General features: G+C 36.6%; 16 protein-coding genes. 13 read left to right on the top strand and 3 right to left on the bottom strand.

What is annotated here, in order from left to right:
* Positions 1 to 232 precede the first annotated feature (232 nt).
* The 6 genes from BZG02_RS11500 to BZG02_RS11475 all read left to right on the top strand — a co-directional run bounded on the left by BZG02_RS11500 (position 233) and on the right by BZG02_RS11475 (position 7348).
* Positions 233 to 1246: a GntR family transcriptional regulator gene (locus BZG02_RS11500; protein WP_101261668.1), complete on the top strand. Its 1014-nt coding sequence runs from the start codon at positions 233 to 235 to the stop codon at positions 1244 to 1246.
* A 353-nt stretch (positions 1247 to 1599) separates the two neighbouring features.
* The gene (locus BZG02_RS11495) at positions 1600 to 2646 is read left to right on the top strand and encodes a UDP-glucose--hexose-1-phosphate uridylyltransferase (protein ID WP_101261580.1); all 1047 of its coding nucleotides are present in this window, start codon (positions 1600 to 1602) and stop codon (positions 2644 to 2646) included.
* 3 nt (positions 2647 to 2649) lie between these two features.
* A complete protein-coding gene (gene galE / locus BZG02_RS11490; RefSeq protein ID WP_101261579.1) occupies positions 2650 to 3684 on the top strand; it encodes a UDP-glucose 4-epimerase GalE in 1035 nt (344 codons plus the stop codon).
* A gap of 29 nt (positions 3685 to 3713) precedes the next feature.
* Positions 3714 to 4988 carry a galactokinase gene (locus tag BZG02_RS11485; protein WP_101261578.1) on the top strand — a complete coding sequence of 425 codons (1275 nt, stop codon included), beginning with the start codon at positions 3714 to 3716 and terminating at the stop codon, positions 4986 to 4988.
* Positions 4989 to 5049: 61 nt separating this feature from the next.
* The gene (locus BZG02_RS11480) at positions 5050 to 6300 is read left to right on the top strand and encodes an MFS transporter (protein ID WP_101261577.1); all 1251 of its coding nucleotides are present in this window, start codon (positions 5050 to 5052) and stop codon (positions 6298 to 6300) included.
* Positions 6301 to 6337: 37 nt separating this feature from the next.
* Positions 6338 to 7348: an aldose epimerase family protein gene (locus BZG02_RS11475; protein WP_101261576.1), complete on the top strand. Its 1011-nt coding sequence runs from the start codon at positions 6338 to 6340 to the stop codon at positions 7346 to 7348.
* Between the two features lie 132 nt (positions 7349 to 7480).
* Here BZG02_RS11475 and BZG02_RS11470 read toward each other — a convergent pair whose 3' ends face one another.
* On the bottom strand, positions 7481 to 8464 hold the full coding sequence (locus BZG02_RS11470; protein WP_101261575.1) for a LuxE/PaaK family acyltransferase: 984 nt from the start codon (positions 8462 to 8464) through the stop codon (positions 7481 to 7483).
* A gap of 92 nt (positions 8465 to 8556) precedes the next feature.
* Here BZG02_RS11470 and BZG02_RS11465 point away from each other — a divergent pair, with 92 nt between their 5' ends.
* Positions 8557 to 8835, top strand: a complete 279-nt coding sequence (locus tag BZG02_RS11465; protein WP_101261574.1) for a hypothetical protein — start codon at positions 8557 to 8559, stop codon at positions 8833 to 8835.
* Here BZG02_RS11465 and BZG02_RS11460 read toward each other — a convergent pair.
* Both BZG02_RS11460 and BZG02_RS11455 read right to left on the bottom strand, forming a co-directional pair.
* Positions 8816 to 13759: an Ig-like domain-containing protein gene (locus BZG02_RS11460; protein ID WP_101261573.1), complete on the bottom strand. Its 4944-nt coding sequence runs from the start codon at positions 13757 to 13759 to the stop codon at positions 8816 to 8818. The two genes, BZG02_RS11465 and BZG02_RS11460, sit on opposite strands and share 20 nt — an antisense overlap.
* 150 nt (positions 13760 to 13909) lie before the next feature.
* Entirely contained in the window at positions 13910 to 15097 is a 1188-nt protein-coding gene (locus BZG02_RS11455) for a phosphoglycerate kinase (RefSeq protein ID WP_101261572.1), read from the bottom strand.
* 361 nt (positions 15098 to 15458) lie between these two features.
* Between BZG02_RS11455 and BZG02_RS11450 the strand changes: the two genes are divergently transcribed.
* From BZG02_RS11450 to BZG02_RS11425, 6 genes are all read left to right on the top strand, one after another.
* Entirely contained in the window at positions 15459 to 16583 is a 1125-nt protein-coding gene (locus tag BZG02_RS11450) for a DNA polymerase III subunit (protein ID WP_101261571.1), read from the top strand.
* A 97-nt stretch (positions 16584 to 16680) separates the two neighbouring features.
* Positions 16681 to 17829 carry a PSP1 domain-containing protein gene (locus tag BZG02_RS11445; RefSeq protein WP_101261570.1) on the top strand — a complete coding sequence of 383 codons (1149 nt, stop codon included), beginning with the start codon at positions 16681 to 16683 and terminating at the stop codon, positions 17827 to 17829.
* Positions 17826 to 18299, top strand: coding sequence for a gliding motility lipoprotein GldH (locus BZG02_RS11440; protein WP_101261569.1), 474 nt, complete (start codon positions 17826 to 17828; stop codon positions 18297 to 18299). The genes BZG02_RS11445 and BZG02_RS11440 overlap by 4 nt, the downstream gene beginning before the upstream one ends.
* Before the next feature lie 17 nt (positions 18300 to 18316).
* Positions 18317 to 19060: a tRNA (guanosine(46)-N7)-methyltransferase TrmB gene (gene trmB, locus BZG02_RS11435; RefSeq protein ID WP_101261568.1), complete on the top strand. Its 744-nt coding sequence runs from the start codon at positions 18317 to 18319 to the stop codon at positions 19058 to 19060.
* Positions 19061 to 19399: an MGMT family protein gene (locus tag BZG02_RS11430; protein WP_101261567.1), complete on the top strand. Its 339-nt coding sequence runs from the start codon at positions 19061 to 19063 to the stop codon at positions 19397 to 19399.
* Between the two features lie 65 nt (positions 19400 to 19464).
* Entirely contained in the window at positions 19465 to 20562 is a 1098-nt protein-coding gene (locus BZG02_RS11425; protein ID WP_101261566.1) for an Mrp/NBP35 family ATP-binding protein, read from the top strand.
* Positions 20563 to 20797 lie beyond the last annotated feature (235 nt).

The following is a 20797-nucleotide window of genomic DNA, read 5'->3' as shown; positions in this document are numbered from 1 at the left end:
TAATGGTACATTCTCTATTATAAATGCAGATGATCCTTCCTTGCGAATTAACTTTTTTGATTTTTAAAAATTCAGTTAATTAGTTTAGTATGTAGTTAAAAAGGCAGTCCGTTGTGGCTGTCTTTTTTTTTGTAACAAAACTCTATTAATTCGATAAAACCCAACCGGTACGTAACAGTTAATGAAAAAAACTATCTTTGTTGCTGAAATACGATTTAAAGATCAATTATTTATGGCTTCAAAAATTTTTACAGTAGCTACCGATTCAGGGGTTCCTAAATACAAACAGTTGATAAATTCCTTATACGAATCCATCGAAAATGGAGATGTTCAAATAGGAGATCAATTGCCTTCTATTAACGCGATATGTAAAGAATTCAACTTGTCTAGAGATACTGTGCTAGTGGCTTTTAATGAATTGAAGGCGCGGGGAGTTATTTCGTCAGTACCGGGAAAAGGTTATTATTTGGAGAGCAATATTACTCAATTAAAGCACAAAATTTTTCTGTTATTCGAAGAGTTTAATGTGTTTAAAGAAATATTGTACAACTCATTTATGGAAAGTTTAGATGGCTTAGCTACGGTTGATATTTATTTTCATCATTTTAACGAAAGAGTGTTTAAAGAATTGATTGAGAATAATAATGGAAAGTATACTTCTTACATTATTATGCCAGCCAAATTTACGGACGCCTATTCCGTGTTAAAACAGTTACCGAAGGAGAAGGTTTATATTCTCGATCAAACCAATGCAACATTAAGGAAGCATTATCCTGCTGTCTATCAGAATTTCGAAAAAGATATGTTTCGAGCACTTAGCTCAGGATTAGATCTTTTAAAAAAGTACAAGAAAATGTATTTGGTTTATCCGGGAGGAAAAGAGCCGGAAGGTCAGATGAAAGGTTTTAAAAAATTTGCTAGTCAGCATGTTAATGAATGGGAGTATGATATTATTGTCAGTTTAAAAGGACATGTAATTCAAAAGTCAGAGGTTTATATTGTTCCGAATGATAATGATATGGTTCGTTTGGTAAAAGAAGCAAGTGCGAATCAGTTTAAAATTGGCGAAGATTTGGGAATTATATCTTATAACGACACACCTCTAAAAGAAGTTGTAGCCGATGGAATTACTACAATCAGTACCGACTTTCAGGAAATGGGAGAATTGCTTGCCAAAATGGTTTTGGGAGGGGAAAAGTCCCTCGTTCAAAATAAATGTGAATTAATTAGAAGAAGGTCCTTATAATCTGGATTTAATTGATTTAAGTTTAAATTTCATTTTGTTTTTTTGGGATTTAATGAAAAAAACCTATATTTACCAACCAGTACCTACCAGTTAGAAATTAACTCTTGCTATTTATTAATATGGGTTAAAATTTGAATAGCGTTAATGGGAAAGTGGAGGTACTGAAAGAAAAATACAATGAATAAGTTGAAGAATGTCGGGCAACGCTTGGAACAATTACCCCCTCAAAGTGAATTGTTCAATTGGGTGAGTTAGGCCCGGCAGTATTCAATTTTTTTCAAAACTTGGAAAGCATATTCGATTTTGATACAATCGATTGAGAAACGAATTGAAGATTTAAAAAAATTATTCTGATGGAAAAATTTGATTACATAGAAAATCCGCATCGCAGATATAATCCTTTAACAGGAGAATGGGTGCTTGTTTCACCACATAGATCGAAACGCCCTTGGCAAGGACAGGTAGAGAAGGTTGTTGAAGATGTTCGTCCTTCTCACGATCCGAATTGTTATTTGTGCCCTCGTAACGAGCGCATTGGAGGGGAGAGTAATCCCGACTATAAGGATGTTTACTCTTTTCAGAATGATTTTAGTGCACTTTTACAAGATACTCCCAAAGGGGAATATGCCGATGGAGAACTATTTAAAGCAGAGAGTGAGTCGGGAGTTTGCAAGGTAATTTGTTTTAGTCCCGATCATAGCCTTACCGTTCCGGAAATGGAAGTGGAAAATATCCGCAAAGTAGTTGATCTTTGGTGCAAAGAATATAAAGAGCTTGGAGATCGCGAAGATATCGGTTATGTGCAAATATTCGAAAATAAGGGTCCTATTATGGGTTGTTCGAATCCACATCCACACGGACAAATTTGGGCTTCAGGATTGGTTCCTTTGGAAACATCAAAAGAATCTAAAACTCAGAAAGCATATTTCGAGAAGCATGGAAAAACCATGTTGTTTGATTATTTGAATAGTGAATTGGAAAAGAAAGAAAGAATTTTAGCTGAAAATGATTCATTTGTTGCTTTGATTCCTTTTTGGGCAGTTTGGCCATTCGAAACAATGATTATAAGTAAAAGAGCCGTTTCGAACTTGTTGGAATTAAGCGATGAGGAAAGAACTGGTTTAGCAGATATTTACAAGAAACTAACAATAATGTACGATAACTTATTTGAAGTTTCTTTTGCTTATTCAGCAGGAGTGCATCAAGCACCTACCGATGGAGAAAAGCACCCGGAATGGCATTTACACATGCATTTTTTTCCACCATTATTGCGCTCGGCCAGCGTTAAGAAATTTATGGTTGGATACGAAATGTTGGGTACACCACAAAGAGATATTACTGCAGAAGGGGCAGCCAAGAGATTAAGAGATTTGCCTTTGAAACACTACAAACAAAAATAGATCATGAAGGGAAAGATATTAGTAACTGGTGGAACTGGATATATTGGTTCGCATACAACTGTTGAGTTAATAAATAAGGGATACGAAGTTGTAATTATTGATAATTTATCGAACTCTGAAGTAAGAGTTGTTGATAGCATCGAAAAAATTACGGGAACTCGCCCTAAATTCTATGAAATGGATTTGCTTGACCAAGTTAAGCTAGATGCATTTTTTGCAGAGAATAGTGATTTGAATGGGATTATTCATTTTGCAGCCGCAAAAGCTGTAGGTGAATCAGTAACTATTCCTTTGCATTACTACCGCAACAATTTGGTGACCATGCTAAATTTATTGGAGGGAATGAAAAAGTATGAAATTGAAAATTTCGTATTCTCCTCTTCTTGTACCGTTTATGGTCAGCCAGATGAATTGCCTGTAACCGAAAATGCTCCGATTAAGCCAGCCGAATCTCCTTATGGATATACCAAGCAGGTGAATGAAAGTATTTTGAGAGATACGATCGCATCTGGAGCTAAAATTAAAGGAATTGCTTTGCGTTATTTTAATCCTATTGGCGCTCATGAATCGGGTCTTATTGGTGAATTGCCTATTGGAGTTCCAGCTAACTTAATGCCATTTGTAACACAAACGGCTTATGGTTTGCGCGATCAATTAAGTGTATTTGGTGATGATTACGATACTCCTGATGGATCTTGCATTCGCGATTACATTCATGTTGTTGATTTAGCGAAAGCACACATTATTGCTATTGAGCGTATGATTGGTGGGAAAAATGCTTCTTCTTACGAGATGTTTAATATTGGTACCGGTAACGGTTTTTCTGTATTCGAAGTGATCAAATCATTCGAAAAAACATCCGGAAAGAAATTGAACTATGTTGTGGCTCCACGAAGAGCAGGTGATATCGTTAAAATTTGGGCCGATACAACTATTGGGAATACTGTTTTGGGCTGGAAAGCGGAGAAAACACTCGATGAAATGACCAAGTCTGCATGGGATTGGGAGAACAATTACCGAGCATCAATTAAGAAATAGGAACTTCAATTTAAATAAAATATACTAAGATGAAAATAAGTGCAATAATCGAAAAAATTAACGGAGGCAATAACAAAGCCTTTACTGCCTTATACGGAAACGATGAAGCTGTATTAAAATTTCAAGCAGACCGTTACGCAAAGCAATTGGCAAGTTTTCAAACTGCTTTCGGAAGCGATGAGGCTAGTTTATTTAGTTCTCCAGGTCGTACCGAAGTAGGTGGTAATCATACCGATCATCAGTTGGGAAGAGTATTGGCAGGTGCGGTTAATTTAGATAATATTGCTGTTGCTGCAGCGAATGGAACGAATGTAGTTCGTATTAATTCGGTTGGTTTTCCTCCATTCGAAGTAGATTTATCGAATCTTGAGATTACTGAATTTCAGGTAACACCAACAAATTTAGTGCGTTCCATTGCTTCAGATATAAAAGCTTTGGGCTTGAAAGTAGCTGGTTTCGATGCTGTTATTGATGGTGCTGTGCCCGAAGGTTCTGGATTAAGTTCTTCGGCATCTTTCGAAGTGTTGATTGGAGCAATTTTTAGTCATTTATTTAACGATGGAAAATTAGATCCAGTTGACAATGCAAAAATTGGTCAGAAAGCGGAGCATGCTTGTAAGAAATTTTGTGGATTAATGGATCAAACAGCTTGTGCTGTGGGTGGTTTCATTACTATCGATTTTGAAAATCCAGCTAATCCTATCGTAAAAGCTTTGGATTTCGATTTTGCTAAAACAGGATATTCATTGGTAATTACCAATACAGGTGGTAGTCATGGTGGATTGGATGCTGAATACAATTCTCTTCCAGGAGAAATGAAAGCAGTAGCTAAAGAATTGGGTCAGGAAGTTCTTCGCCCTCTTTCTATGGAAGATGTAGTAAAAGGGATTCCAACTATTCGCGAAAAAGTTGGCGATCGTGCTATTCTTCGTTCTATGCACTTTCAAGGAGATAATGCTCGTGTAGTTGATCAGGTTGCAGCTTTAGAGGCTAACGAATTTCAAAAATTCTTAGGTCTTGTCATCGAGTCGGGATTTAGCTCGTACATGTACAATCAAAATATTTTTGTTGGTGGTCAGCCAAAATATCAAAGTGTAGCGCTTGCATTGGCTTTAAGTGAGCAGGTATTGAAAGGCAAAGGTGCATGGCGCGTTCATGGTGGTGGTTTTGCCGGAACTATTCAAGCCTTCGTTCCTAACAATTTATTAGAAGAGTATATTTCAACACTAGAATCAGTATTTGGCAAAGGTAATTGTCATAAACTATTTATTAGAGCTGAGGGATCAGTGAAAGTAGAATTATAGATTGAAGCAGTTAGCTAAAAATATTATTTAAGAATATAAAATAAGACAAAAACTTAAAATAATGGGAAATTCAAAAACGAATTATGCAGTTCCTTTTGCAATTATGTCCTTTCTACTTTTCCTTTTGGGATTTGTAACCTGGATTAATAACATTTTGGTTCCATTTATGAAAGCACAGTTCTCCATCACTGAAAGTCAGGCTCAGTTGGTTAGTGCAGCTTTCTTTAGTGCATATATCATATCTATTCCAGTTGGTGGAGTTGTGAAAAAGATTGGGTACAAAATGAGTGTTATCATTGGTTCGGTGATTACAGGTATTGGTTGTGCTATTTTTATTCCTGCTTTAGGAATAGGTTACAATATGGTATTGGCAGGCCTTTTCATTACGGCTGTTGGAGTAGTTGTATTGCAAGTTGCTGCTAACCCTTATGTTATTGCTTTGGGTACTCCTGAAACTTCGGCTTCTCGTTTAACTTTAGCGATGGCAATCAATTCAAGTGCTGCAGTATTGGCTCCAATCATTGGTGGATTTATTATCGAATCTAGCGATGGAAACATTATCGTTCATGAAAATATGGCGAAAGTAATGTTTATTGCATTGGCTGGTATTTCTATTTTAACGGCAGTAATTCTCGTGTTTATGCATCTTCCTGCTATCGAAGGCGAAGAAGAAAATGCTTCGGATGCAGGTGCCGGACGTAGTGCATGGAGTTTTCCACATTTAATTTTAGGTTTTCTTGCCATTGGAATGTATATGGGACTGGAAGTTGGGGTTGGTAACTACTTCTTAAATTATGTAGAGTACAATGTTGAGGGGAAAACAATGGCATATGCAACAATGATTTTAGGTTTTTATCCTGCAGGATTCTTTGTGGGTAGATTATTAGGAGCTGGTCTTTTAAAGAAATATGAAGCATCAAAAGTGCTGTTGATTAATTCTTTTATTTGTGTTGCTTTATTGGGTGTATTCTTTCTAACCAGAGGTTCTTCCTTCTCTATTTGGCCATTAATTGCACAGGGTTTATTCTTATCTATTATGTGGTCGGTTCTTTTCGATCTTTCGATGAAAGATATTCCTGCCGCCGCAGCTAAACTTGGTTCAGGTATTATCTGTACTGGTGTTGTATTTGTTGGTATTTGGATGTTTATTATGGGAAAAGTGGTTGATTCTACTGGTTCTTTATTGGCCGATGGTACTATTGATGCAGCTTCTTGTAATTACAGTGCTGCTTATCTATTCTTTTTCTTCTTTTATGCATACATTATTTTCTTTGCATTAAAAGGTGCAAAAATTAGAAAACAAGTAGCTTAGTTTTAATATCGAATATCCATTCAAAAAAGATTATAAAATGCGTGCTTACACACTTAAAAATAAAAACATAGAAGTCACCTTTATCGAAAGAGGTGGACAAATTATATCTATTAAAGTACCCGATGCAAAAGGGAATATTGCGGACGTGGTAGTTGGTTACGATACCATGGATGAAACTCTTGCTGGAGATGGCTATTTTGGAGCATTATGTGGTCGTTATGCCAACAGAATTGTTGGGGGTAAATTTGAAATTGATGGAGAAAAATTTCAATTAGACTGTAATAACGATACCAATCATCTACATGGTGGTGTAGAGGGCTTTAACTCAAGAAACTGGACGGTTACTCCAGTTAGTTTGGATAAATTTGTACAAGCTTACAAGCTAAGTTTAACAAGTGCAGATGGGGAGCAAAAGTATCCTGGAAAATTAGAGGTATCTGTAATATATGGACTTACCGAAGACGATCAGTTTGTTATTGAGTACGAAGCAGAAACAACAAAACCTACGGTTATTAATTTAACCAGTCACGCTTATTTTAACTTGTGTGGTGCGGGTCATGCTTCTGCTGTGAACCATAAGTTGCAGTTAAATGCTTCTAGATACACTCCAATTTGTGCAAAATTAGGAACTGCATCTGGAGAAATTGTTCCTGTAAAAGGGACTCCATTTGATTTTACAAGTGCCAAAACTGTAAAATCGGCCTGCGATACGGATCATGAACAGATCAATATGATTCAGGGAATCGATCACAATTTTGTAATTGATAATTACAATGGTTCAACTCAATTGGTTGGTACTCTTCTAGATCCTGTATCAGGACGTAAAATGGAAGTTTACACCAATCAGCCAGGTATTCAGATTTATACAGGTGCTCATTTCGATGGATCAGAAAAAGGAAAAAATGGAGCTCCGATAGAGGCTTGTGCTGGTATTGCAATGGAAACTCAAATTTTCCCAAATTCTCCAAACTATGCTAATTTCCCAAATGCAACTTTAAAACCAGGTGAGAAATACAAGCATACTTGTATTTATAAGTTCTGTAAATAAAAAAGACGTTTATTAAAATACAATGTTAGGTTCCTTTTGGTAGGGGAATTTCAAAACATCAAATAGAGTCGGTTTACATTCATTAAACTCTATTTGGTGTTTTTTTTATGCGATTTTAGATACTAATTGGTATTATTCATTCACCAACAAGTTGCAACCTCTAATATCCGAATGGTCGAAGCGACCCAGAATTTCAAAACTTCCATCGGCATGAATTCGGCCCAAATCTTGTGTTTCGATAAAAGAACAGGAATTGATGTTGGCCAAATCAATCACATTAACTCCTCCGCTTCGGCCTTGTTTTTCGTAGGAAAAAGGATCGTAAGTATCCCGAATTAATATCTTCATCCAGCTTGGCGTAAAAAACAAACTGTCGCCTTTCGAATAGGCCTGCGATAAGAGTTCGGTCATTCCATATTCCGAATGAATTTTTTCAACACCCAATCGCTCGGTAAGAAAAGCGTGCAGTTCCTCACGTGTAATTTCTTTTCTTCGCCCTTTCATTCCGCCAGTTTCCATTACAATTACACCATCTAAATTCAACTGATGTTGCTCTGCTAAATCCAATAAGGCAAAACTAACGCCCAATAAAAGTATTTTTTGATTCTGTTTTTTTAAATCAGCAATCGTAGCAATTAATTCTTCGTGATTGTGCAGGTAAAAACCACTTTTTTCATGCTTACTGTCCTTAATTAGTTTCTCCATCATGTAAATTAAAGAAGAGCCTTCTCTTTCGAGATATGAAGGAAGTAAAGCCAAAATACAATAATCATCTACTGAGCCATAGTATTGTTCGAATCCTTTTGTAAAGCTGGCTTCGTAAATTTTCAAATTTGGAACGTAGTGGCGACTGGTTAAATTTCCTGTTGTACCACTGCTGGTGAAAATTGCCTGTGCCTCTTTATCGGTAGAAATCACTTTGTGTGATTTAAAAAAATCAATGGGAAGAAATGGAATTTGACTTATGGTTTTAATAGTTGAAATATCGATTTTTAAATGCTCCAAATATTCTTTATAAACCTTATTGTTCGTTGCCTGATATTGAAAAACTTGAAATGCTGTTTTTTCAAAATCATTTTCGTTCGCAATGGCAAATATTTCCTCTTCCCAATTCATTACTTTGATATCTTAAATAGCCAATTAAGTCACAAATATAATTGAAAACTTTAAGATGAACTGCTTTTCATCTTTGCTAATAAAATCACGAAATGGAGGCGGGATGGCTACATATGGTCACTTGGAGTGATAAAATTGCCAATGGGTTGGTACTTGTTGCCGGTGGGAGGGCAATTGTTGCCTCGGGAAGCCATCAAATTGCTAATTGGAGGGGAATTGTTGCCGATGGACTGCCCCAAGTTGCCGATTGGATGCATAAAAGTCCCGATGGGAGGGTGAGACCTGCCTCGGGACTAATAAAATTAGGTGTTCTAGAAATGTGTTTGTCGAGAATTATTGATTTCTCATTCCTTATTCATGGTATAATTTAGGATTTGGCTTCGGATAAATGGTCATGATAATTTCACTACTATCGTCCGAGCAAGCATTCGAATCTGTAATCAGAGTTTTAACTTTATCGCCATCGGCCAAAGTGCTGGTTGTAAATGTATTTCCTGATACTCCTACTGTTTCTTCTGCTCCATTTACAAAGAATTGATAAGTATAAGCAGGATTACCTCCCGATGCAGATGCGTTGAAAACGGAGTTTTCATCTTCGCAGTTGGAGTTTCCTCCTGCTATTGAAAGGTTGGCAGATAAATTTGAATTTACAATTATCTGAACAACTTGTGTTTTTGTATTGCTATTCACATCGGTAGCGGTCCAAGAAACATTGGTTGTGCCTAAGGGAAACGATTTTCCGTTTAAGCTACTTCCTCCACCATTATAGTTGTGCGAAATACTAAGAATACCACAATTGTCTGTCGCACTTAAATCGAAGCCTGTACCACTTACTAAATAAGTACAGCCCGAATGGTTAGGCGATAAGTTACGATTTGCAGTATTTGATAGAATTGGTGACACATCATCTACTACTGTAACTGTAAAACTAGACTGAACGGGGCCATTTCCAGAAGCATCGGTGTATTCGTAAGTAACAATTGTATTACCTATTGGAAAGGTTGATCCGCTTGATAATCCTGAAATTAATGTCCCCGATTGATCTCCATCACAATTATCTGTGAAAACAGGACCAGTATAATTAACTAAGGCTCCGCAAACTCCCGATCCGGCGGAGACCGGTATGTTGAGTTGAGCTGTTTTAATGGTTGGATTACTATTATCAAGCACGGTAATAGTTGTTGTACAGGTACTGCTCGAATTATCTTCATCGGTAACTGTTAGCGTAACAGAATTACTTCCTTTATCCGAGCAATCGAAAGTGTTAGGGAAAACCGAAAGACTTACTGTTCCACCATCGCTATCGTCGTTGGAACCATTGTCGATTTCCGAAGCAAGTAGGTTGTAATTTCCGCTGGCATTTAAATAAACAGTAACGCCACTTTTACAAATAGCGATGGGTGGATCGTTATCCAGGGTAACAGTAATCGAAACAGTTGCCTCGTTGGATTCCGAACCCGAGTTATCTTTAATGGTATAAGTAAAACTATCGGATCCTGTATAGTCTGTATTGGGAGTATAGGTAACCTCTCCTGTTGTAAAGTTTTGCGTTAAAGTTCCGTTTGTGGGAGCCGAATAAATCAAAACACTTGCTTTGTCGATAGTTTGATTTCCATCGATATCCGAATCGTTCGCCAGTACATTGATAGTTACTGGAGTATCTTCGTTGGTGGAGGTGTTGTCGTTAACCGCCACAGGTGCTCCATCATTTATAAAAGTGATAGTGATTTTTACATTGGCGGTAACGGCATCACTATTACCATCGGTAAGTTTATAGGTGAAATTATCTACTCCAAAATATTCGGAGTTGGGTAGGTAAGAAAAAGTTCCATTCGTATTTAAAGTTAAAGTACCATGACTAACATTGCTAACCAAACTAATCGAGATCGGTAAATCAAATAGGTTTTGATCATTCGTAATTACGTTGGCATTAAGCTGTGTATCTTCAGGCGTAGTATAAGTATCGTTATTGGCAATTGGTAAATCATTAATGGAATTAACGGTAATTGTTACTGTTGCAGTAGATTGATCTCCATCAATATCCTGTATGGTGTACTGAAATGAATCGGTCCCATTAAAATTGCTGGTTGGTGTATAAGTAAAGTTCCCGTTTGCATTAATAACTAGTACGCCATTGGCCGGATTGGTATTGGAAATTACCACAACAGGAGGATCGCCAAGTCCCAAATCATTGGTCATTACATTATCGCTTAAAACAGCATCTTCGTCAACCGTATAGCTGTCGTTTTTGGCGATTGGTGCGTCATCATCATCAATAATAGTTCCGGTTGCAATATTTAGTCCGCTTGCAATATCTACTTTAAAAGGTGGATTTCCAATTTCAACGGTGAAGTTTTCGTTGCCTTCCTCTTCCGTATCTTGAATAGTATTGATAGAAAGGGTCATGCTGGTTTGGTTGGCCGGCAGTGTAATTGATGTCCACCCTGTTCCGTTAAAATCGGCAGGGTAGCTTGCTGTTCCATTCACGGTTCTGTAATCAAAAACAATATCTGTACTTTTTACTGGACTTACCGAGATGGTAAAATTAAGAATTTCTCCTTCGGTTACCGAAGCATTTGCTATCGATAAAGTTGGGTTTCCCTCGTTATCTAGGATAGTTCCTGTTGCTGAGGTATTTGCAAATGTTGCATTACTTGCAGAAGTAAAATTTACAAGAAAGGTCTCTGCTTGCTCATTTGCGTTGTCATCTAAAGTTACAAATGCAGGAAAATTAACATTTAATTGTCCGGCAGGAATCGTAATGGTTCCCGTCGAAAAAGTGGAATAATTCACAAAATCTTGTTGCTTGGCTTTCCCCGAACCATTGCTTAATACTATTTCGTAATTAAAGGTGATTGCGGTATTGGCCGGATGACTCAAATTTGCCTGAAAAACAATATTTTGTCCTTCCGTTTTACTTGCATTCGCAATCGTGATTACTGGAGGTGTTTCGTTATCGGTAATGGATATATTTGCACTGGTATTTCCTGCTGTTGTGTTTACCAGATTATTTAAAAGAAGTGTGAAATATTCATCGGTTCCGGGTTCGTAAATGTTATCGTCAATAATGTTAAAAGTGATATTCTTACTTGTTTCACTTGGAGCGAAACTAAGGGTTCCTGTATAGTTAGGAGCAGTATAATCAGCAGGGTGAACAGCGGTATTATCAGTAATTGAATAGTTTGTACTTATCGTTTTGCCACTTGCGGTATTTAAACTTACCGCGAAACTAATTGTTCCTGCATCTTCATTATATGTCTGGTTCGAGACTGTAATTTTTGGAGCAGGGTCGTTGTCATCTTTAATGGTTGCTGTTCCAAGGGTGATACTTTCTACTGCTTCCACCACATTGGAAATGGTAAAAGTAAATTCTTCGTCATCCTCATTCAGAAGATCATTAATAATAGGAACCGAAATATCTACATAAGCCGATCCAGATGGAATCGTTGCACTTCCTGTTTTAGGAGTGTAATCTTGTCCGCTGGTGGCGGTTCCTGTATTGGTTTGATAATCGAAAGTTACATTTACATTATCAGAAGCTAACCAAATGTGCGACAGCTCTACACGAAATACTGCATTTAAATCTGTTCCTTCGGTTACCGTAATAGTTGCTGGAGCAACCGAAAGACAAGGTAATATTCTAATTTCACTAGAAGGAAAAGATTCTGTTGTTGAGCTTCCACAGGGCGATAATCCAGTTACTTTATACCTTCCGGGATTTGTTGCTTGATAGGTTGAATTGTTTTGTCCAGAGATAATTACTCCATCTTTATACCAATTATAGGAAGTAAAACCTGTTGCTGTAAGTACCACATTACTTCCGCATAAACCTTGTTCCGCTATATCAGGACTCTGATCTACTTGTGGAATATCTCCAAAACCAGAGAAGAAACCACCACCACCAACATTACTGCTTTCTACTGCAAGCATCGCATTTAAAGCATTGGTTGATGATATTTTAAATATCCAATCTGTTCCGTGGTTATAAATGTTTTTTTGAAGTTCACTTTTAGGGATATTGTAGGTTTCCCAATAAATATTTCCAGGAACTGTTTTTTTGTAATCAGATGCACTTTGAAGGTTTACTCCGTTTAGTTGAATTTGGGAACCCGTTTGGGTAACTAGTTTTAAAATAGGATTAACTCCTAAACTAGAAAGTTCATTAGCAAATGCAATAGTAACTTCCTTATCTGCCGTACATTTTAAGGGAGGAATAAAACAGAAACCAGCAGTTTGCTTTTTGTTTGCTCCGGAAAGTGTTTGGTAACAAAAAATCTTTTTATCTGAATGAAGGTATAAGTTTTTATTGGTTCCAAAATCAGCATAGTCGGTAAAAAAGTATTCCCCTTTGTTTAGAGTTGCTTCTGCAGTTGAATTTCCCTTGATGTATATTTTTGTATTGTCCTCTGTGGCAACTACCAATGCTTTTTCATTGTATTGTGCTCCGCCATTCACTCCCTCACCTTTCAACAGAATATACTCTTTCCCTACCACTCCAGTTGGTACTAACTGGTCAAAACCAACATCTCTACCCGGACTATTGCTAGGAAAACCCGAAGCACACCACGAACCTGAACTAACAGCAATGGGCTTATTTGAAGTTACGTGTGTTCCATTTACATGATTAAGATTTTTTCCTTGCGATTTTAGCTGATTTACACTTACTCCGATTACAATAGATTGTCCTTTATTTAAACTAACCGTAAAGGAATTTGTTGATTTTCCTGAAAATTTAATTCTAGGATTGTTAAAGGTGATGTTTGTATTGTTTTCGGTTGCTATTGCAGATATAAAATGACCATTATAATTATCATATCCTCCCGAACTTGAAAACATATGTCCACTGTAAAAATCATTTCCTAAACCCGTAGTTCCTTTTGAGGTTAGCAAATCACCCTGAGCACCTGACTTATTTTGAATACTGACAAAGAATTTTTTAGAACCACTAACCATTAATCCTTCTGTATCCAATATCGAGTTTAAATCACCTGTTCCAATAACTCCTTGTGAATTGATTCCTTTGTTAGGCCAATTTAAGCTGATTTTTTTCGGACTGGAATTTGATATGCTGGTAGTTTTTACAAATGTTCCATTATTGTTTTTTATAGTAACTGTAAATGGCGTTGTTTCGGTGGTTGTTAGAACCATTTGGTGATCATCTACATCTGATGATGAGTTAGAAAAGGAGCACATCGGAGGAATGTAATGCAAACTATCCACTTGAGCATAAGTAGTATCTATTGTAAGAAACAGAATGGAAAATAGAGCTATTAATGAAAGTAGAATTTTATTCATAATCGGAACATATAAATGAAATAGGGAGCTTATGTTACGAATATAATCGAAAAATGTTTAATTATGCTCAAAATTTACGAATGAAAAAACGCAGTCCATTTTCGGACTGCGTTCAATTTCTTCCTGTGGAAGAGTATGTTGTAATATATATTATCCTCTAATAGCTGTTACACCTGGCAATTCTTTTCCTTCGATGTATTCTAATAAAGCACCACCACCAGTTGATACGTAACTTACTTTATCAGCAAGACCGTATTTGTTGATTGCAGCAACAGAATCACCACCACCAATTAACGAGAAAGCACCTTTTTCAGTTGCAGTAACAATAGCATCAGCAATTGCTTTGGTTCCTTTTGCAAAAGTATCCATTTCGAATACGCCTACAGGACCATTCCAAAGAATAGTTTTAGATTCTTCAATTACTTTTTTGAAGCTTTCGATAGTTGCTTCAGCAACGTCTAATCCCATCCATCCTTCAGGAATTGCATTTACATCGCAGGTTTTTGTGTTTGCTTCGTTAGAAAAAGCATCGGCAATTAATGCATCAGAAGCAAGGTGAAGTTTCACGTTGTTTTCTTTTGCTTTCTTCAAAATTTCTCTTGCAGTTTCTAATTTGTCATCCTCTACTAAAGAGTCTCCGATAGTTCCACCCATTGCTTTCACAAAAGTGTAAGTCATTCCACCACCAATAATCAAGTGATCAACTTGCGACATTAAAGTTTGAATGATTTCAATTTTAGAAGAAACCTTAGCTCCACCCATAATAGCTGTTAGTGGACGTTTTGTATCTTTCAACACTTTATCAACGCTTGATAATTCGCCTTCCATAACGTATCCGAACAGTTTAGCTTCCGGGAAAAATTTTGCGATAACTGCGGTGGAAGCATGTGCACGGTGAGCTGTTCCAAATGCATCATTGATCCAAAGATCAGCTAAACCAGCCAATTTTTTAGCAAATTCTTCATCGCCTTTTTCTTCTTCTTTGTAGTAGCGTAGGTTCTCCAATAAAAGAACTTCACCTGGCTTTAAATTAGCAGCCATTGTTTTCGCACTTTCACCAATACAATCATCAGCAAATTTTACTTCAACCCCTATCGATTTTGTAAGGTGAGCAACAATGTGCTTCAATGAAAATTGAGGATCTACACCTTTTGGTCGACCAAGATGTGACATCAAAATTGCAGAACCATTACCATCTAATACTTTTTTAATAGTTGGTAGGGCAGCACGAATTCGTGTGTCGTCAGTAATTTCGAATTGCTCGTTTAAAGGCACATTGAAATCTACTCGGATAATAGCTTTTTTACCTGAAAAATTGTAAGTGTCAATACTTTGCATGATATATTTGTATTTAGTTTTTTTTCGTGTATTCAAAGGTAGCTTTTTCTGTAAATCAGTGCAAAAAAGATATGGGAAACTATGGTATCTATTTTAAATACATATGGTTGTGACTAGTAGACTCTTCGTTTTGAAACGATTGCATAAAAAAAATAATTTCTTTTAAAGGAGCTAAAACGTCATATTTTACTACTTCTTAATTGCAAGATGATTACTTTTAGCGAAGCACTTGGATATTTTTTTAACTTTGGGTACCCTAATGTATTTTTGCAGTTAATTTTGCATATCGCTAATCGCACATAAATCAACAGAAAGAAGTTGGTAACATTAGGATGCTCATCATAGAATCGAAATTAATTTCATGCAATTCAAAGATATAATAGGACTTGAATCTGTAAAGAAGCAGTTCATACAAACAGTAAAGGAAAATAGAATTAGTCACGCTCAATTGCTGGTGGGGCCTAATGGGGTCGGAAAGCTGCCTTTGGCAATTGCATTTGCTCAATACATATCCTGTTTGGATAAAAAGGAAAATGATTCTTGTGGCGTTTGTTCTTCTTGTAAAAAATATCAGAAGTTAATTCATCCCGATTTGCATTTTGTTTTCCCCGTTGTAACAGGGAAAGGGTTTACAAATCCGGTAAGCGATAATTTTATAGGTAGTTGGAGATCTCAAATTGAAAGTGATAGGTATTTTGATTTGGGTGGATGGTACCAAAGCTTAGGTGTTGATAATTCTCAGGGATTAATCTATTCTTCGGAGAGCAACGAAATTATTCGAAAGCTAAATTTAAAAACTTACGAGTCCGATTATAAGATAATGGTGATTTGGTTGCCGGAAAAAATGCATCGTTCCTGTGCCAATAAATTGCTAAAAATGATCGAGGAGCCGCCTAAAAAGACAATTTTCTTAATGGTTTCCGAAGAACCGGAAAAAATTTTACAAACAATTCTTTCCAGAACTCAAATTGTAAAAGTTCCTAAAATTGATTCCCAAGATTTATCGAAGGCTATTGCTTCGGAATTTAATTTAACGGGCACCGAGTTAAGTAATGTGGTTCGTTTGGCCGACGGAAGCTATCGAAAAGCACGCGTGCTGATTCAAAACTCAGACGAAAATGCATTTAATTTCGAAAATTTTGTTGCTATTATGCGTTTAAGCTATGCTCGTAATGTGGAAGGATTAATGGATTGGTCGGAGAAAATTGCGGCAATTGGCAGGGAACGCCAAAAGAGTTTTTTAAATTATAGTGTTCGAATGGTGCGCGAAAATTTTATTTTGAATTTAAAAAAGCCCGAAATGGTGTTTTTAAATGGAGAAGAAATGAATTTTTCTCAACGGTTTTCGCCTTTTATTAACGAGGAAAATGTTTGGATTCTTGCTGACGAACTATCCAAAGCTCATGCTGATATTGGAAGAAATGCCAATGCAAAAATCGTTTTTCTCGATTTGAGCCTTAAGTTGGTTAAATTATTAAGGCCATAAGAGGCTATTAATTCGGCGAATTACTACCTTTAAAAGTTTATAAATTAAAATCATTATTTTTGCAGTCGATTATCGACTAATAATCAATATACATGTGATGGAAAATAAGGAACCAAAAGGGAAGTGCGGAGGTTGTGCTTCCAATAAGAAAGATGATAGGCTTCTAGACGGAAAACTAGACGTTTATGATTGGTTGAGTGATGTTCCTGAGAGTGCGTTGTGTCCAGATATAGTTGAAGTAAAATTTAAAAATACCCGTAAGGGATTCTTCTCAAATTCGAATCAATTAAGACTACAAAGAGGTGATGTTGTTGCTTTAGAGGCATCACCAGGGCACGACATAGGAATTGTTACCTTAACCGGCGATTTAGTTGTAGAACAAATGCGCAAGCAGAAACTAAATCCTAAAACATACGAAGCAAAGAAGATATATCGTAAGGCGAAGCCAGTGGATATCGAAAAATGGCATGAGTCTATTGCTTTGGAACACAAAACAATGATCAAGGCTCGTCAGTTGTCTGCAGAACTAAAACTCAATATGAAAATTGGTGATGTGGAATATCAGGGCGATAAAACCAAAGCCATTTTTTACTACATAGCCGACGATCGTGTTGACTTTCGACAGCTGATTAAAGTGCTTGCCGAACAATTTAAAATTCGGATTGAAATGCGCCAAATTGGTGCAAGACAAGAGGCTGGTAGAATTGGGGGAATTGGTCCTTGCGGTAGAGAGCTTTGTTGCTCTACCTGGATTACCAATTTTGTGTCGGTAACTACTAATGCGGCTCGTTATCAGGAAATCTCATTAAATCCGCAAAAGTTAGCCGGACAATGTGGAAAACTAAAATGTTGTCTGAATTTCGAATTGGATTGTTACATCGATGCTCAGAAAGATTTCCCAAATACAAATATTCAGTTGGAAACAAAAGATGGTACTGCCTATCATCAAAAAACCGACATTTTTAAACGATTAATGTGGTATTCATACGATAAATACAACACCATAAATATGGTGCAACTATCGGTAGATACCGTTAAGGATATTATCAAACAGAATAAAAAAGGCATTAAGGTGAATAAATTGGTGACCGAATTTGTTGCCGAACCTAAGAAAACACTGGAGTACGAAAATGTAGTCGGTCAGGATAGCTTGCATCGTTTCGATTCCAAGGAAAAACCTGTAGCGAAAAAGGCGAAACGTAAATTCCGTCGTAAACCAAGAAAAAACAATAATCCGTCGGTATGATGAAAATGTTGAAATTTCTATGCGTATTATTTCTTGTAGTAATAGTGCTTTCTTGTGATTCTAAAAGAGTGTACGAACAATATGAGAGTATTCCTGATTTTGAATGGAGTCAGGAAAATACGCTTCGTTTCGAGGTAGAAATTACAGATACAATACATGCACACAACATTTTTGTGAACTTGCGAAATTCGGGCGACTACGCTTATAGTAACTTGTGGGTGTTTGTGAAATCTATTTCTCCCGATAAGGAGGTAGAGGAAAAAAAGGTGGAAATTGCATTAGCAGACGAAACCGGAGCTTGGTATGGAAGCGGTTTTGGCGATATCTTTGATTTACAGGTTCCTTTTAAGAAAAACGTAGTTTTTCCGAAATCAGGAAAATATGTATTTAAAATTAAACAGGGAATGTACGACCCTAAACTAAAGGGTATTGTGAATGTAGGAATTCGTATTGAGAAAGGAATTAGATAATAAAAGAGGTTTTTAAAGTGGGAAAAAATAAATTACAGCGTTTTGCTGAGATGAAGTCTTTTGAAAATGTTTTTCAACCAACCCACAACGAAGTTTGGGAAACAAACTATCAATTAAAAGGAAAGTGGAACAAGGAGGTATTTAAGAATAACCATCCTATTGTTCTTGAAGTTGGTTGTGGAAAGGGTGAATATACAGTTGGTTTGGCAAAACAATTTCCGAACAAGAATTTTATTGGAATAGATATTAAGGGAGCACGAATTTTTTGTGGCGCAAAAGAAGCACGCGATACAGGATTAACGAATGTTGCTTTCATTAGAACCTATGCCGAGTTGCTTCAATCGATATTTGAAGCAGAAGAAATAGCCGAAATTTGGATCACTTTTCCTGACCCTCAAATGAAAAAAGTAGGGAAAAGATTAACTGGTACCCGATTTTTGAAATTGTACAGCAATCTTCTTTCTAAGGATGGAATTATTCACTTGAAATCGGATAGTAATTTTTTATACGAGTACACCAAGTATGTAATTGCCGAGAATAAGCTAAAAGTTTTGGTGGATACCGACGATTTGTACCGTTCGGGAAAGGCCGATGAAATTCTCTCCATTAGGACTTATTATGAGCAACAATTTTTGACACGCGGAATTCCAATCAAGTATCAAAAGTTTATGCTCGAAGGAAAAAGCGAGTTTGTAGAACCCGATGTGGAAATTGAATTGGATGAATATCGGAGTTTTGGAAGGGAAAGAAGAATTCAATAGATGAGCGATTTGTATTCCCGCATATATGGTGTAGTACGCTTAATTCCCGCAGGACGAGCTACAAGTTATGGCGCTATTGCTAGGTATATTGGTTCTCCAAGAGGTTCCAGAATGGTCGGTTGGGCAATGAATCAGTGTCACGCTCATAAGGAATATACTCCGGCTCATCGTGTGGTGAACCGACTGGGAATGCTTTCCGGAAAACATCATTTTCCAGGTGAGAATGTAATGCAGGAACTTTTAGAAAGTGAAGGAATTATGGTTGTTAATGATCAAATTCAAAATTTCGATCAGGTTTTTTGGGATCCATTCAAAGAACTCGATGAGATTTCTATTTAAATAGAATCTAAATACTTACATTTGCGGTATTCTTTAAATATTCAAAGACTTAAATTTAATAGATCATGAGTTATACTCAAAAACAGGTTACGGATGCTTTACGTTTGGTAAAGTTTCCAGGTTCCGATAAGGATATCATGGCCCTGGATATGGTTCGTAACATTAAAATTGAAGGGAAAAAAATAGGTTTTGATCTGGTTTTTCAAAAATCAGACGATCCAAATATTATTACTTTAAAAAAACTTTGCGTTTCTGCTATCCTAAAATTTATTGATAAAGACGCCGAAATAAAAGGAAATATTAAAGTGAAAGCCGTTCATATGGTTGATGAGCCTGGCGTTCTTCCCAACGTGAAGAATATTATTGCAATTGCTTCGGGTAAAGGTGGTGTAGGAAAATCAACAGTTGCAACCAATTTAGCGGTAGCATTAGCCAATGCTGGTGCTAAGGTAGGTTTAATCGATGCCGATATTTTTGGTCCATCTATTCCTAAAATGTTTGGTTCTGAATCTGCACGTCCGAGCTTAATTAAGATCGATGATAAAGATAGAATAGAACCTCACGAAAAATTTGGTGTTAAAATGCTGTCTATCGGATTCTTTGTTGATCCTGCTCAGGCAACTGTTTGGCGTGGACCAATGGCTTCCAATGCATTAAAACAATTAATTGAAGAAGGAAACTGGGGCGAACTCGATTTTGTATTGATTGATTTACCACCAGGAACAAGCGATATTCACCTTACTTTGGTACAAACAGTGCCGGTTACAGGTGCTATTATTGTAAGTACTCCTCAGGAAGTTGCTTTGGCAGATGCCATTAAAGCAATTAGCATGTTCGAAGGAGCCGGCGTAAATGTTCCTGTTTTGGGTATGGTAGAAAATATGGCTTGGTTTACACCAGCCGAATTGCCGGAAAATAAATATTATATTTTTGGTAAGGATGGATGTAAAAAATTGGCCGAAGAGAAAGGAATTGATCTGTTAGGACAAATTCCTATTGTTCAGAGCATTAGAGAAGGTGGCGATAACGGAACACCCGCAGCTGTTAATACCGATACAGTTACAGGAATGGCTTTCGCCGATTTGGCAACAAAATTAATGACTGTTGTTGATAAAAGAAATGCAGATAAAGATCCTACAAAACGGGTAGAAATTACTCGTTAAAGCAGTATATATTATGATTTGAAAAGGAGCATTTGATGCTCCTTTTTTATTTTTGCTTAAATAAGCTTATATTCAGAAAGTTTTAATAATTTTCGAGTGTATTACTATTTATAATCAGATTTAGATTAACTGTTTGATTAGTAAGTGTTATTGAAAGTTGAGGCAAGTAAAATTAGCTTTTATTTATTTCTTTGTATACTAATTTATTAATTTAACAGTTATCTAACAAAACGAT

It is taken from the genome of Labilibaculum filiforme (genome assembly GCF_002843315.1).
Classification (GTDB): Bacteria; Bacteroidota; Bacteroidia; order Bacteroidales; family Marinifilaceae; genus Labilibaculum; species Labilibaculum filiforme.
This window is presented reverse-complemented; position numbering and strand designations above follow the sequence as displayed.